Origin of the sequence: Anabaena sp. UHCC 0399 (genome assembly GCF_034931465.1) — a bacterium.
GTDB classification, from domain to species: Bacteria; Cyanobacteriota; Cyanobacteriia; order Cyanobacteriales; family Nostocaceae; genus Trichormus; species Trichormus minutissimus.
The window spans coordinates 60,259-73,607 of sequence record NZ_JAYGGZ010000035.1 but is presented as its reverse complement, the minus strand read 5'-3'; the positions used below and the strand labels follow the sequence as shown (position 1 = coordinate 73,607).

General features: G+C 43.9%; 10 protein-coding genes and 1 CRISPR repeat array (1 of these 11 running past the window's edge). Of the genes, 4 read left to right on the top strand and 6 right to left on the bottom strand.

The window, feature by feature from the left end; all coding sequences use genetic code 11:
* Nucleotides 1-64: 64 nt before the first annotated feature.
* From VB693_RS18655 to VB693_RS18640, 4 genes are all read right to left on the bottom strand, one after another.
* Nucleotides 65-1,462 (bottom strand): AtzE family amidohydrolase, encoded by a 1,398-nt coding sequence (locus tag VB693_RS18655; protein WP_323267555.1) that lies wholly within the window; start codon nt 1,460-1,462, stop codon nt 65-67.
* Nucleotides 1,459-1,647, bottom strand: a complete 189-nt coding sequence (locus VB693_RS18650; protein WP_323267554.1) for a DUF4089 domain-containing protein — start codon at nt 1,645-1,647, stop codon at nt 1,459-1,461. The genes VB693_RS18655 and VB693_RS18650 overlap by 4 nt, the downstream gene beginning before the upstream one ends.
* Nucleotides 1,648-1,675: 28 nt before the next feature.
* A complete protein-coding gene (locus VB693_RS18645) occupies nt 1,676-2,023 on the bottom strand; it encodes a DUF952 domain-containing protein (RefSeq protein ID WP_323267553.1) in 348 nt (115 codons plus the stop codon).
* A gap of 81 nt (nt 2,024-2,104) precedes the next feature.
* Nucleotides 2,105-3,622 carry a thioredoxin-like domain-containing protein gene (locus VB693_RS18640; RefSeq protein WP_323267552.1) on the bottom strand — a complete coding sequence of 506 codons (1,518 nt, stop codon included), beginning with the start codon at nt 3,620-3,622 and terminating at the stop codon, nt 2,105-2,107.
* Between the two features lie 42 nt (nt 3,623-3,664).
* Here VB693_RS18640 and VB693_RS18635 point away from each other — a divergent pair, with 42 nt between their 5' ends.
* The gene (locus VB693_RS18635; protein WP_416233403.1) at nt 3,665-4,576 is read left to right on the top strand and encodes a glutaminase; all 912 of its coding nucleotides are present in this window, start codon (nt 3,665-3,667) and stop codon (nt 4,574-4,576) included.
* A 62-nt stretch (nt 4,577-4,638) separates the two neighbouring features.
* On the opposite strand, the gene VB693_RS18630 is transcribed toward VB693_RS18635, so the two are convergent.
* Complete coding sequence (locus VB693_RS18630; RefSeq protein WP_323267550.1) at nt 4,639-6,030, bottom strand: hypothetical protein; 1,392 nt, start codon at nt 6,028-6,030, stop codon at nt 4,639-4,641.
* 532 nt (nt 6,031-6,562) lie between these two features.
* Between VB693_RS18630 and psaA the strand changes: the two genes are divergently transcribed.
* Together psaA and psaB are read left to right on the top strand one after the other, a co-directional pair.
* Nucleotides 6,563-8,821 (top strand): photosystem I core protein PsaA, encoded by a 2,259-nt coding sequence (gene psaA, locus VB693_RS18625; RefSeq protein ID WP_190710000.1) that lies wholly within the window; start codon nt 6,563-6,565, stop codon nt 8,819-8,821.
* Nucleotides 8,822-8,949: 128 nt separating this feature from the next.
* A complete protein-coding gene (gene psaB, locus VB693_RS18620) occupies nt 8,950-11,175 on the top strand; it encodes a photosystem I core protein PsaB (RefSeq protein WP_323267549.1) in 2,226 nt (741 codons plus the stop codon).
* A gap of 124 nt (nt 11,176-11,299) precedes the next feature.
* Here psaB and VB693_RS18615 read toward each other — a convergent pair whose 3' ends face one another.
* Entirely contained in the window at nt 11,300-12,058 is a 759-nt protein-coding gene (locus VB693_RS18615) for a metallophosphoesterase family protein (RefSeq protein WP_323267548.1), read from the bottom strand.
* A 269-nt stretch (nt 12,059-12,327) separates the two neighbouring features.
* On the opposite strand from VB693_RS18615, the gene VB693_RS18610 reads away from it, so the two are divergent.
* Nucleotides 12,328-12,615 (top strand): DUF2470 domain-containing protein, encoded by a 288-nt coding sequence (locus VB693_RS18610; RefSeq protein ID WP_323267547.1) that lies wholly within the window; start codon nt 12,328-12,330, stop codon nt 12,613-12,615.
* Nucleotides 12,616-12,880: 265 nt separating this feature from the next.
* Nucleotides 12,881-13,349: a CRISPR direct-repeat array (repeat unit 37 nt; unit sequence ATTGCAATTTCACTAACTCCCTATTAGGGATTGAAAC); it runs 3,065 nt beyond the window's last position.

Sequence of the window (13,349 nt, the reverse complement as noted above, 5' to 3'; positions counted from 1 at the left end):
CTTTTAAATACAAAAAGTCATCCCCAGTAAGTATGGAGGGTGACTTTTTGTTTGGCTAGTATTTCTAGTATTTTTTGTATGTTGAAACTACACCTTGAGCTTCTAATACAGATGCCACTTGTAAAATAAACGCTTCATTGTAGGGTGCTGCTATCAATTGCACTCCTAATGGCAAACAATTGGGATGCTGAACTGGTACTGATAATACAGGTAAGCCGATGAAAGATAATGGTTGAGTAAATAGTCCTAAGTGGGGACGAACCAGTATTTCCTGTCGATCTAGAGTCATTGTTTGTTGACCAATTAACGGTGCAGCAATTGGTGTTGTGGGGGCTAAAATTATATCAACTTGTTGAAAAAGTTCTCGGATACGATCGCGATACCATCTGCGAAAGCGTTGTGCTTGCAGATACCAATTACTCGGTATTAAGGCCCCTGCTAAAAACCGATCGCGTGTTGCTGGGTCAAAATCTTGGGGACGCGATCGCAATTTTTCTAAGTGTAAATTTGCACCCTCACAGGCTGTAACCACAAATGCAGCAGCCCTGGCGCGGTGTGCTTCTGGTAGAGTGATGTATGTATTCACATCTAAAGCATTTGCTACTTCATGCACCGCGGCTAACGCCTCTGAGTTTGCACCTTGAGCAAAATAATCATCAGCGATGCCTTCGGCAGGCTTCGTCAACGCAATTCTCAGTCCAGAAATATCTTGATTCAGTTGAGGTAATGTTGGTTTTCTCGGACGCTTAGTGCAAACGGGATCGCTATTATCCTCTCCCTGAAGGATATCAAATATTGTAGAAATATCTCTCACTGAACGAGCGAAAGGGCCAATGTGGTCAAGGCTACTAGAGAATAGAGCTACCCCTGCACGAGATAAACGTCCATAAGTTGGTTTAAAACCAAAGACACCACATAACGCTGCTGGCACACGAATTGAACCGTTGGTATCAGAACCTAGTGTAAATGGAACTAACCCAGCCGCCACCGCCGCCGCAGAACCACCAGATGAACCACCAGCTACACGCTGTAAATCATGGGGGTTGCGAGTAGCACCATAATGAAAGTTTTCTGTCACAAATCCATAGGCGTACTCATCCATATTTAAAGCACCGACCAAAACAGCACCTGCTTGCTTGAGTTTGGCTACTGCTGTGGCATCTTGGGTAGCTGGAGGATTTTCGGCATTAATTTTTGCACCAGCCAGAGTTGTTAAACCAGCGATATCAAAAAGGTTTTTGACAGCAAATGGTACACCTGCCAGTAAACCAGGATAATTACCTTGAGCGATTTCTTGATCAATGCGTGCTGCATCTGCCAAAGCTGTTTCCGTAGTGATAGCCGTGAAACAATTGAGTTCGCGATCTCTTTCTGATATTCGTGCTAACGCAGCTTTGGTAACTTCTACAGCACTAACGTGGCCTGCGCGAACAGCAGTGGCAATGGATACAGCATCATTCATGGTTCAAATATGGGTGCAATTTCAATGTCTTCTGGTAGGGGAAATGAATTAACCAGTTGAGCGATCGCTTTTATTCTCTCAAAATTCGCCACTACTCCATCCCGATACTCATCTTTTATCGGCAAATCCAGCAGCAATGCCATTTGATCAACATACACACCCACATCTAACTCTTGAATTTTCATCTCTGTGCCTCTGTGTCTCTGTGGTAAATTATTCTAAACTTACAACTTCTAGCGGTAACTTAAATAAACCATCTTCTTCAGGTTCAAAGTCGATAACCTGATAGACAGCATCAATATTTAACTCACCATAGATATGAGGAAATATATCTCCATCAGCCCCTTCATAGCGAATTTCAGAATGAACTTTATCAGAGTCGATAAAAAGTAATACTAATTCTTTTTGTTGATAAAAAAATTTATTAGCAACTTTAAGGATTTGTGTTGCTTGGGAAGAGTGAATAAAGCCTTCCGTATCCAGTGAGTCAGCATGATAGCTACTAAGATTTTTCGATTTTTCCCATTGTCGGTTTTGGGTGATATGGAGAATAGTATTCATATTGAATTTAGGAAATGTGGCTGTATCTAATTGTTTAAAAAAATTATTTAAATTAGTGTGTCTTTGCCCCTGTGCGTAAGCTTAAACATTTTTCGGAATACAAACATCAGGCGCACACAAACCAGGAAATTGTAGCGTTGTCACCTCAAGCGTATTCAAATCTACACGCCTAATGGCATGGTTATTGGTGTCACTTATATACAAGTGTGAATCTATAACACTCAATCCTGAAGGTTCAAAAAAGCGGGTAATCTTACCTTGACCATCTTGTAATTCAGCAGAACTATCTCCCAGAACAGTTTGACAATTACCTGTGTTGGGACTGACTAATTTAATTTTGTGATTGTAGGTATCTGCTACCCATAAGAAATTATTAGCGTATGTTACTCCTAAGCAGTGCTGTAACCTTACCTCTTCACCTTGTCCATCGATATCGCCAAAACCAAATAAATTTCCACTTCCACAAATAGTCCTGACTAGATATGGTTCTATTAATCCCACACCACGAATTGAACTAATTTCACTGTCAGCAATGAATAACTCTTGTCCATTTGTAGTGATTCCGCTAGGTTGAGCAAAGGCAGATTCAGTAAGTGAACCATCAACACAACCTTCTGCACCTGTACCTGCATAGGTGGATATCATCCCAGTATCTAAGTTCATCTGCCAGATTTGATGCGACCCTGCCATTGCGATGAACAGGCTATTTTCCACTTTTACCAAATCCCAAGGAGAATTGAGCGGAGTTTCTAAGCCAGCACCGCCATGAGGATGAATGTTGCGGCTTTGTTCACCAGTCCCGGCGATGGTTTCTACTACTTGGCGTTTGAGGTCAATTTGTCGCAAAGCATGATTTTCGGTGTCAGCAACGTAGAGAATCTGATTGACTGCATCAAAAGCCATTCCTTGGGGGGCAAAAAACTGTGCTGTTGAAAAATTACCATCCGTTAAACCAGGTTTACCTTTACCAATTAGATGAAGAATTTCACCATCTAAAGAACTCATTACAAGACGATGGTGTCCAGAGTCAGCAATAAACAAAGCCTCTGGAGTAGCCAACACTTTACCAGGGAAAGCTAGTGGTGTGATTAACGGTTGTCGCTGTTTTTCTAAAGTTAGGCTGATTTCTTGGAAATTTATCGTGCCTTTCTCTTGATGTTCTCGAATTAATTTTTCAATCAGTTGGTCTAAAATATCACGATTACCTTCACCAGAAACGTGAGCAATTACGTAACCTTCTGGGTCAATAACTATGAAAGTAGGCCAAGCACGCACAGCATACTCTTGCCATACGCGAAAACCTTTGTCCACTAAAACTGGGTGTTCGATGTCGTAGCGCAAGATAGCTTGGCGGATGTTTTCGGTTTCTTGTTCGTTGTCAAATTTGGCGGAGTGAACGCCGATGACTATCAGGCTATTTTTATATTTATGCTCTAAATACTTAATGTCTGGTAGAACATGGAGGCAATTGATACAACAGTATGTCCAAAAATCTAAAATTATGACTCTACCTCTAAGTTCTTGAAGACACAAGGGTTTATCAGTGTTTAGCCAAGTGTAATTCTGCGGTAGTGCTGGCGATCTGACACGGGGAATCATAAATAATTCAAAATGAGGAAATACAGGGCTATATCTGTTGTGATGAAACTTGAAAAATTAGAGCCAAATGAGTTAATTAACTGGGTACAACTAGCGAAAACTCAGACGCATCTGGGAAGAGTATGCGATCGCATTCCGCAATTAGCCTTAGCTAATCCCGATTGGTTTGCAGTTCACATCTGCTGTCAATCTGGACAAAGTTACAGCACCGGAGATATGGCTTGTGTATTCCCACTGATGAGTGTGATCAAGCCTTTATCTCTACTGTATCTGTTGGAACACTTTGGTACAGAACAACTGCTGCAATGGGTGGGTGTAGAACCATCGGATGCACCATTCAATTCGTTAGAACAATTAATAGCTGATGGCGGTAGACCCCGCAACCCCATGATTAATAGTGGCGCGATCGCTTTAGCTGATAAGTTACCAGGAAAGACCGCTAGCCAACGCACTCAATCTTTTTGTCAATGGTTAAATCAATTGCCTGGCTGTGACCTCAAGTTAGATGAAGTCATGCTGGCTTCGGTGAGAGCATCTCGATCACCCTCTAATCTGGCGATCGCTAATCATCTGGCTGAAAAAAAATATATCACAAATATTGAATTAACCCTTGACACATACGAGCAAATATGCTGTCTTTCTGGGGAAGTTAAAGATTTAGCTTTACTCGGAAAACTCTTAGCCTGTGAGCATGACCGGATACAGTTACAGCACCGTCAGATGGTGAATGGTGTCATGTTAGCCTGCGGTTTATACGAGGCTTCCCCTTTATTTGCTGTCAAAATTGGTCTACCAATGAAATCGGGGATAGGTGGAGGATTATTAGCAATAGTACCAGGAGAAGGTGCGATCGCTTGTTACAGTCCAACTTTGGATAGTGTAGGTAATCCCGTTGCTGCGATCGCTTTTGTGGAAGTTTTATCGCAAAATTTGGGCTTGAGCATTTTTAGCTAAAAGCTCTGTGTCTTTGTGTTTAAAGAGAATTTTTAACCACAGAGACACGGAGACATAGAGGTCTATTCTGTTGGTGTTTGTAGAGGAGGCGATCGCCGTTTGAAATAATCTCCTAAGTTGACTTTTTTAGGTTTTTTGACTGGTTGTTCCAATGGTTCAGTCTCCTTTTGCTCTGGTTGGGGTTCTGCGGTAGTGGTGGGCGTTGGTGGCGATTCTTCCGAAACTTGAGGCTGAGGTACTACCGTTGGTTGTGGTTCGGGACTAATTGTTGGTGATGGTGTAGGTGTTACCTCTGGCTGGGGTTCAGGTGTCGGTGACTCAACTACCTCCGGTGGTGTAGGAATGATGGGCGATGGTTGAGGAATTGCTGTTTCAGGTAATTCAGTAGGTTGGGGTGTGGGTGTTATTTCTGGTGATGGTGTTTCTGTAAATTCAGGTGTGGGTTGTTTTTCTTCCTGGGGCTGGGGTTCAAGTGTAGGTTCTGCAACTGGTTGTTTAGCAGCGTAGGTTGGCTCTACAATGCCCCGTACCTGATCAGCTGTTAATTCTCCTCTGGTGATTCTGGCGAGAGTATCTTTACCCTTGGGTTGGTAGTTAACGAGTCTAACTGTGCTGTTAAAAGCATTTTTGACTGGGTTTCCCTGGTCATCGAGGAATTCTAGCTTGACCCAGTTGATACCCTGTTTAAAGCCTTTGAGGTAAACTGACTGCCAGCGATCGAATACGAAACTTTCACCGTTAATTGTGCAGCGAATACGCCAATCACTGAGTGTGCCGTTGTCATTGTTGTTGGCGTTTAGGTGTAGAGGTGCGTTAGTCAGGTAAAAGTCTAACAAGATTGGTTCTGCACCATAGTTACCTTGAGGGCGACTGTAGGTTAACAGGGGTAGAGATGTATCGGGATTGTTGTCGTCAGTTTTCGTAAAGAGATGAAATGTTGTCTGAGCATAAGCACCCTCATTTTTAAAACTCTCATGCCAAGGACGAGAAGCAAAGACGCGCAGGGTATGAGTACCGGGGGATAAATCCGAAAATACTAGAGGCTGTTCTAAGTCGTAAATTGGAATATAAGGCTGATTATCAAGAATTACGTGGAGATGAGGGCCTAATTCCCATTCTGGGTGCTTAAAAATTGGTATATCCTTGACCTGAAAACGAACTGTGACCGTGTTGTCATTGAGAATTTCATCAGGCTGAGGCGTAACTATTTTGACTTGTGGGCGATAAATTTCTAAAGTTGAGTGCAGTTCTTGAATAACTGCCGGTGGGGATACTTCGGAAAATTGCTGAGAAATTTGAGGCTGGTCTTTATACCTAACAGACACTTCTTGGCTAAAGCTTTTTTCTCCGCAACTAGTTAAGTCAAAGACTAGGACTAGTATAATTAGCCACTTAAAAATAGCCAAACTTCTAGGAAAAAGTTTTTTTAACGCCTGCTGATACCAAAGGTTCATGGCTCTTATCCAGTGATGGTTTGTCACAACTGATAGATTATTTTGACTGAAATTATCGACTGGACAGTATGGACTCAAAAATCAAATCTGCCTACATATCATGAATTTTTATACTTTACATAGTAAGAGTTATTTTATTTACATCATTTATTGATTAAGTATTTGAATACCATATCAAATGTATAGGCAAACAAATATACCAAAAGCTAGATTGCATAGTGGGTAAGGTTTACGGTGTATTAAAAGATAAAATTTATCAATTGTTATGCTTTGTAAATTAAATGGATAAACTATTGACTTTTTGCAAAAGAGTTTGCAGTTAAAAGGTAAGTGAGACAATTATTCTGGCTATTTTGAATTATTGTTAAAATCTCGCCAACAATGTACAAGTTAAGACTTTATAATTCAACAGAAACAAATTTCATTTCCACATAGCGTCTTCGTCGCCCCTCCAGAAAAATTCTGTGGGAAGCGATAGTGGTTCTCTTTGTGGTTTCATGATTCCTCATTCCTTATCTTGAGAGGAGGTCGAATGACGATTAGTCCTCCGGAGCGAGAGGAAAAAAAAGCCAGAGTGATCGTTGACAATGATCCAGTTCCAACCTCATTTGAAAAATGGGCGCAACCTGGACACTTCGACAGATCCCTAGCTAGAGGTCCCAAAACCACCACATGGATTTGGAACCTTCATGCCCTCGCCCACGATTTTGATACACATACAAGCGATTTAGAAGACATATCCCGCAAGATATTTGCTGCTCACTTCGGACACCTGGCCGTTGTGACCATCTGGTTAAGCGGGATGATATTCCACGGCGCGAAGTTTTCTAACTACGAAGCCTGGTTGACTGACCCACTAAATGTGAAGCCCAGCGCACAAGTCGTTTGGCCGATTGTGGGACAAGACATTTTGAATGGTGATGTTGGTGGTGGATTCCACGGTATTCAAATCACCTCCGGCTTGTTCCAAGTATGGCGGGGTTGGGGTATAACTAACTCCTTCCAGCTGTACTGCACCGCCATCGGTGGCTTAGTGCTAGCAGGTTTGTTCTTGTTTGCTGGTTGGTTCCACTACCACAAACGCGCTCCTAAACTGGAATGGTTCCAGAACGTGGAGTCGATGTTGAATCACCACCTGCAAGTTCTGCTAGGCTGCGGCTCATTGGGATGGGCTGGTCACTTGATTCACGTCTCCGCACCAATCAACAAGCTGCTGGATGCAGGCGTACCCCTAAAAGACGTACCCTTGCCCCACGAGTTCATTCTGAACAAAGACTTATTGATTGAGCAGTTCCCCGGCTTTGCCAGTGGTTTAACACCTTTCTTCACCTTGAACTGGGGTCAGTACGCTGACATCTTGACCTTCAAGGGTGGTTTAAACCCAGTAACCGGTGGCTTGTGGATGACTGATATCTCCCATCACCACTTAGCGATCGCAGTAGTGTTCATCATTGCTGGACATATGTACCGCACTAACTGGGGTATTGGTCACAGCATCAAAGAGATCCTCGAAAACCACAAAGGCCCCTTCACCGGGGAAGGTCACAAGGGTCTTTATGAGAACATGACCACATCCTGGCACGCGCAATTGGCAACTAACCTAGCTTTCTTAGGTTCTTTGACAATCATCATCGCGCACCATATGTACGCGATGCCCCCATATCCCTACTTGGCAACTGACTACGCAACTCAGTTGTGCTTGTTCACCCACCATATGTGGATCGGCGGATTCTTAATTGTGGGCGGTGCTGCTCACGCTGCCATCTTCATGGTGCGGGATTACGATCCTGTTGTTAACCAAAACAACGTTCTGGATCGGGTGATTCGTCACCGGGATGCCATCATTTCCCACCTGAACTGGGTTTGTATTTTCCTCGGCTTCCACAGCTTTGGACTGTACATCCACAACGACACGATGCGTGCCTTGGGTCGTCCTCAAGACATGTTCTCCGACACAGCAATTCAGCTGCAACCAGTATTTGCTCAGTGGGTGCAAAACCTGCACACCTTAGCTCCTGGTGGTACAGCTCCCAATGCCTTAGAGCCAGTTAGCTATGCTTTTGGCGGCGGTATCTTGGCTGTAGGTGGCAAAGTCGCAATGATGCCCATCGCTTTGGGTACTGCTGACTTCCTCGTTCACCACATCCATGCCTTCACCATCCACGTAACTGTTCTGATTCTGCTGAAGGGCGTACTATTCGCTCGCAGCTCTCGCTTGATTCCTGATAAGGCCAACTTAGGCTTCCGCTTCCCTTGCGACGGTCCAGGCCGTGGCGGCACTTGCCAAGTTTCCGGTTGGGATCATGTGTTCCTCGGATTGTTCTGGATGTACAACTCCTTGTCAATTGTGATTTTCCACTTCAGTTGGAAAATGCAATCTGATGTTTGGGGGACAGTAGACGCAGCTGGTAATGTGTCTCATATTACTGGTGGTAACTTTGCCCAAAGTGCCATCACTATCAACGGCTGGTTGCGTGACTTCTTGTGGGCGCAAGCTTCACAAGTAATCAACTCCTACGGAAGTGCGCTGTCTGCTTATGGACTAATGTTCCTAGGCGCTCACTTTGTTTGGGCATTCAGCTTAATGTTCCTGTTCAGTGGTCGTGGCTACTGGCAAGAACTAATTGAGTCTATCGTTTGGGCTCATAATAAACTGAAGGTAGCACCAGCAATCCAACCCCGCGCTCTGAGCATCACTCAAGGCCGTGCAGTTGGTGTAGCTCACTACCTCCTAGGAGGAATTGCTACCACTTGGGCATTCTTCCACGCACATATTCTTTCAGTAGGATAGCAATCAGTTAATGGAGTGCTGAGTGCTGAGTAGTAAGTGGTGAGTGTAAACTCAAAACTTAGAACTCAAAGCTCAGAACTCCAGAAGCTGAAACCTGATGGCTAAAGGTCAGAGGAAATATCACACCTATGGCAACAAAATTTCCAAAATTTAGCCAGGATCTCGCACAGGACCCGACCACTCGTCGGATATGGTATGCGATCGCTACAGGCAACGACTTTGAAAGTCACGATGGCATGACTGAAGAAAATCTTTACCAAAAGATTTTCGCTACCCACTTCGGTCATCTGGCAATTATCTTCCTGTGGGCATCCAGCCTCCTGTTCCACGTAGCCTGGCAAGGTAACTTTGAACAGTGGATCAAAGATCCTCTACACGTCCGCCCCATCGCCCATGCGATTTGGGACCCCCACTTCGGTAAACCTGCTATTGAAGCTTTTACCCAAGCTGGTGCTAGTAATCCTGTAAACATTGCTTACTCTGGTGTTTACCACTGGTGGTACACCATCGGTATGCGGACAAACAGCGAACTGTACGTTGGTTCAGTCGGTCTGTTATTATTCGCAGCCCTGTGTTTATTTGCTGGTTGGTTGCACTTGCAACCCAAGTTCCGTCCTAGCCTCGCTTGGTTCAAGAGTGCTGAATCTCGCCTAAACCACCACCTAGCAGGTTTATTTGGCGTTAGCTCTCTGGCTTGGGCTGGTCACTTGATTCACGTTGCTATCCCCGAATCTCGCGGACAGCACGTAGGTTGGGATAACTTCTTAAGCACTGCTCCCCACCCAGCAGGTTTGACACCCTTCTTTACAGGTAACTGGAGCGTTTACGCCCAAAACCCAGATACAGCAGGTCATATCTTTAGTACGTCCCAAGGTGCTGGTACAGCGATTCTGACATTCTTAGGTGGTTTCCATCCTCAGACAGAATCACTGTGGTTGACCGACATGGCTCACCACCACTTGGCGATCGCTGTACTATTTATCGTTGCTGGTCACATGTATCGTACCAACTTCGGTATTGGTCACAGCATCAAAGAAATGATGAATGCCAAAACTTTCTTTGGCAAAACTGTTGAAGGCCCTTTCAATATGCCCCACCAAGGCATTTATGAGACCTACAACAACTCTCTGCACTTCCAATTAGGTTGGCACTTAGCTTGTTTGGGTGTTGTTACCTCCTTGGTCGCACAGCATATGTACTCTCTGCCTGCCTACGCATTCATTGCGAAGGACTACACCACCCAGGCAGCTCTCTACACCCACCACCAGTACATTGCTATCTTCCTGATGGTTGGTGCTTTCGCTCACGGTGCTATTTTCTTAGTCCGTGACTACGATCCTGAACAAAACAAAGGCAACGTCCTAGAACGTGTGCTACAGCACAAAGAAGCGATCATCTCCCACTTAAGCTGGGTATCTCTCTTCTTAGGCTTCCACACCCTAGGTTTGTATGTTCACAACGACGTAGTAGTCGCTTTCGGTACTCCTGAAAAGCAAATCTTGATTGAGCCAGTATTTGCTCAGTTCATTCAAGCTGCTCACGGTAAGGTACTCTACGGCTTAGACACATTGTTGTCTAACCCCGATAGCGTTGCCTACACAGCCTACCCCAACTACGGCAACGTTTGGTTGAGTGGCTGGTTAGATGCCATTAACTCTGGTACTAACTCCCTATTCTTAACAATCGGCCCTGGCGACTTCTTGGTACACCATGCGATCGCCTTAGGCCTGCACACCACCACCCTCATCCTAGTCAAAGGTGCTTTGGATGCTCGTGGTTCTAAGCTGATGCCCGATAAAAAGGACTTCGGCTATGCCTTCCCTTGCGACGGTCCTGGTCGTGGCGGTACTTGCGATATCTCAGCTTGGGATTCCTTCTACCTGTCTCTGTTCTGGGCATTAAATACAATAGGTTGGGTAACCTTCTATTGGCACTGGAAGCATTTAGGTATTTGGCAAGGTAACGTTGCTCAGTTCAACGAAAACTCTACATACCTCATGGGCTGGTTCCGTGATTATCTGTGGGCTAACTCCGCACAGTTGATCAACGGTTACAACCCCTACGGCGTGAACAACCTGTCTGTCTGGGCTTGGATGTTCCTCTTCGGACACCTAGTTTGGGCTACTGGCTTCATGTTCCTCATCTCCTGGAGAGGTTACTGGCAAGAGTTGATCGAAACCCTAGTTTGGGCGCACGAACGTACTCCTATCGCTAACCTCGTTCGCTGGAAAGACAAGCCCGTTGCTCTCTCCATAGTTCAAGCTCGTGTAGTTGGTCTAGCTCACTTCACTGTTGGCTACGTCGTCACCTATGCTGCTTTCCTCATCGCCTCCACTGCTGGTAAGTTCGGTTAACTTGGCTGCTAGTTTTGTAGGTAAGTAATAAAATCCCCCACCTTACGGCGGGGGATTTTTTATTGAGTTATTCAGGAGTAGGGCAGCAGAACCTATACATGATATTTTTGTATTTGGAAGTCCCTTATGCGCGTTGTTGACTGCGGCGGGAAATTATTTTAGCCGGCTCAACTTCCACTACAGCTTCTGATAATGGTAGGGTGCGCAAGCAGTTATTAAAAACATTAGCTTGATAAATTAAATTATTTGTGATGTCAAATCCAGTCAACCAACCGCTACGAGGGTGGTAAGCACCAGTATCTATATCTAACCATCCCCTGCCTTGAGCTAATTGTCCAGGATTTACACCAGGGAACGTGAAGGTAATGGTATGACCAATAACAATCAGCTTATCAGCAAAGTAAGGCTGTTCTATGCTGTGAAATTCTCCTCTAATCCAGCAAAATTGCTCGGCGGTTTGTTCTCTGAGTGTTTTTTTAGGGTCAACCCCAGCATGAGTTAGCCATATATCCCCTAAGTCGATATAGGTGGGTAAACTCTTGAACCAATCTAAGTGTTCTGGGGAAATAGTTGTATCTGGATAGCTGGCTATAGTTGCTTGTCCACCACTATGTAACCATGCTTGCATTAAGGCTACAGGGACATTTTCAGTAGTGAGAATATTTAATAACATCTGCTCGTGGTTGCCTAGTAGACATTGGTAATTGTTTTGTCTAACTAAATCAACTACCTGAAAACTCTGGGGGCCACGATCAATTAAGTCTCCCAAAAAATATACTTGGTCATCCGAAGCAGGAGCGATCGCTTCTAATAATCTCATTAATCCTTCATAGTAGCCATGCACATCCCCAATAACTATTCGACGTTGACTAATTTCGCTCATCGGATCTTCGCTGCCATAAATTAGCTGAATACTTTGGTTACAGTTTAAGCGGTCATATTTCCGCAATTAAAGGTAATAATTACTTGACAAATATAAATTTATTGTATTTTTTATTTCGTAAATTAGCTTGCTTATCTTGAAAATAGGGCTGAGTTCTCTTCGCGGTAGTGAAACATTTATTACTCACTCAGCACTTTAGCTGTACAAATTTGCCTCACATTATCCTAGAATTTATGCAGTTGTTTTATTTTTAACTCTTTAATTTCACTATGTCAGATCAATTTTCTTCTGAAATTAGTTCGCGTATCTGCAACCACATGAACGAGGATCATGCTAACGCTGTGCTGCTTTACGCACAATTTTTTGGCGGAGTCTCCCAAGCAACCGCAGCGCAAATGCTAGGAATTGATGCCCAAGGTATGGACTTAACTGCACAAACCAATGGTGAAAGTCTCCCTGTTCGCATCCAGTTTGATCATGTGTTAGCAGATTCAGAAGATGCTCATCATACTTTGATTGCAATGGTGAAGCAAGCACGGGTTGAGGCGAAGGGTTAGGGACTTGGGAATGGGGATTGGGGAATTTTCTGGTCTAAATGCGCGAATGGGTGGGTGTTCTAAATCAGGTTTTCGCAACTAAGGCTGAAAGTCCATCTGTGTAATACTTTTGAGAAATTTATTGGCAAAAATAGCCGCGCACTTTATGCAGTGAGGGTTTTAGACATTTGCATACTACTCAATCACAATTTTCTATGCTACGATTACTTCATCCGCGCAACCGAACCTTGAAAACTAAATACAGACAGTGTTTCAGGTCGTCGCTATTGCAATTTCACTAACTCCCTATTAGGGATTGAAACTTCATAAAGTAAAAGATTTATATGTTGGATACAATAACATTGCAATTTCACTAACTCCCTATTAGGGATTGAAACCCCTGCATTTAAGAGAGCCAACCCACTACGGGGCATTGCAATTTCACTAACTCCCTATTAGGGATTGAAACTTATTGACAGAGAGAGAGTCTCAAGTATTAGCTCATTGCAATTTCACTAACTCCCTATTAGGGATTGAAACATGTTTGCTGGAAAGATTCCAACTATCATTTATCATTGCAATTTCACTAACTCCCTATTAGGGATTGAAACACATATTCGCTATCCTGAGCAGGGTTACTCCAAGTTATGAGATTGCAATTTCACTAACTCCCTATTAGGGATTGAAACGTTATAAACAGATGTCTGACCCAGAAGTATTGAAGCTTATTGCAATTTCACTAACTCCCTATTAGG